Source organism: Streptomyces nanshensis (assembly GCF_001751255.1).
Taxonomy (GTDB): Bacteria; Actinomycetota; Actinomycetes; order Streptomycetales; family Streptomycetaceae; genus Streptomyces; species Streptomyces nanshensis_A.
Window position 1 is genome coordinate 1 of sequence record NZ_LJGW01000555.1, and the last position, 1499, is coordinate 1499.

General features: G+C 76.2%; 1 protein-coding gene. It reads left to right on the top strand.

Annotated features, from left to right (window positions below; all coding sequences use genetic code 11):
* On the top strand, window positions 1-1331 hold a 1331-nt coding region (locus AN218_RS29700; protein ID WP_070020164.1), incomplete at its 5' end, for a PP2C family protein-serine/threonine phosphatase.
* Between the last annotated feature and the right edge of the window lie 168 nt (window positions 1332-1499).

Consider the following 1499-nt stretch of genomic DNA (forward strand, 5'->3'; position numbering starts at 1 on the left):
CCGCCGCTGAGGCTGCCGCCGAGCCCGTCGCACCGGCCCCCGGCAGCCTGACCGGAAGCCTCGCCCCCGCGCCGCGCGCCGCCGCGGGCCCCCGCCGTCACGACCCGGACTGGATCGACCACGGCATCCTCTCCTTCCTCGCCGAGGCCTCCGACCTCCTCGCCGGCCAGACCGACGAGGACCGAGTCGCCTCCCTGGCCTGCCAGTTGCTGGTGCCGCGCTTCGCGGACTGGTGCGCCGTATGGCTCGCCGACCGCGACGCCCCGGCGCCGCTGCGCCTCTCGCGCGTATGGCACACACAGGAGGAGCGCACCGACGCGCTGCGTGCCGAGCTGAAGAAGAGCCCACCGCAGCTCACGGGCCATACGCCGCCCGGCCGCGCCGTGCCCTGGGTCTGGCCCGGCCAGGCGTCGGCGTACGGACCGGGCGGCGCGGCGATCGGCTGCCGTCTCGCCGTCGGCGGGCGGACGGTCGGCACGCTCGTCATCGGACGCGCGGGACTCGCCCGTATCCCCGGTGAAGTCGTGGGCATCGTCGAGGACTTCGCGCGCCGCGTCGCCCAGGCTGTGCTCTCCGCCCGCCGCTACACACGGCAGGCCACGATCAGCCGGGTGCTCCAGCGCGGGCTGCTGCCCTCCGGCGACGTCGCCGTACCGGGCGTGGAGACCGCCGTCGTCTACGAGCCGGCGGGCGAAGGCTCCTGGGCGGGCGGCGACTTCTACGACTTCTTCGAACTGCCCGGCGGACGCTGGCGGTTCGCGCTCGGCGACGTGTGCGGCAACGGCCCCGAGGCGGCCGTCGTCACCGGCCTCGCCCGCCCGGTGCTGCGGCTGCTGGCCCGCGAGGGCTACGGCGTCCCGGAGGTCATGGACCGGCTCAACCGCGAGGTGGGCGAGCAGACCCGCTTCCTGTCCATGGTCTACGGGGAGTTGGCGCCGCTGCCCGCCGCCGAGGGCGGAGGCATCCGCTGCACGCTCGTGTGCGCCGGACATCCGCTGCCGCTGGTGTGCGACGCCGCGGGGAAGGTACGGGCGGCGGCCGAGCCCCAACTCCTGCTCGGCATCGAGGAGGACGTCCCGTACGAGAGCCAGAGCGTCGTCCTGGCGCCCGGGGACACGCTGCTGTGCGTCACGGACGGCGTCACCGAACGGCGCCACGGGCAGCGGCAGTTCGACGACGACGACGGTCTCGCGGCCGTCTTCGGCGAGTGCGGCGGCCTCGACGCGGCACAGACGGCGGAGCGGCTGCGCCGCGCGGTCCACGGCTTCGGCGACGGCGCGGCGGCCGACGACCTCGCGCTGCTGGTGCTGCGGGCACGCGGGGACGGCTGAGGCGGGGCCTGTCACGGGGCCCCGTAACGAGGGCTCGGCACCGGGGACTCGGCGTCCGGCGCGTGCCCGAACTCCCCTGCGCCCGGGGTCAGTCCACGAGGTCCCGTACGACCGCGTCCGCCAGCAGCCGCCCGCGCAGCGTCAGCACCGCGCGCCCCCGCTCGTACG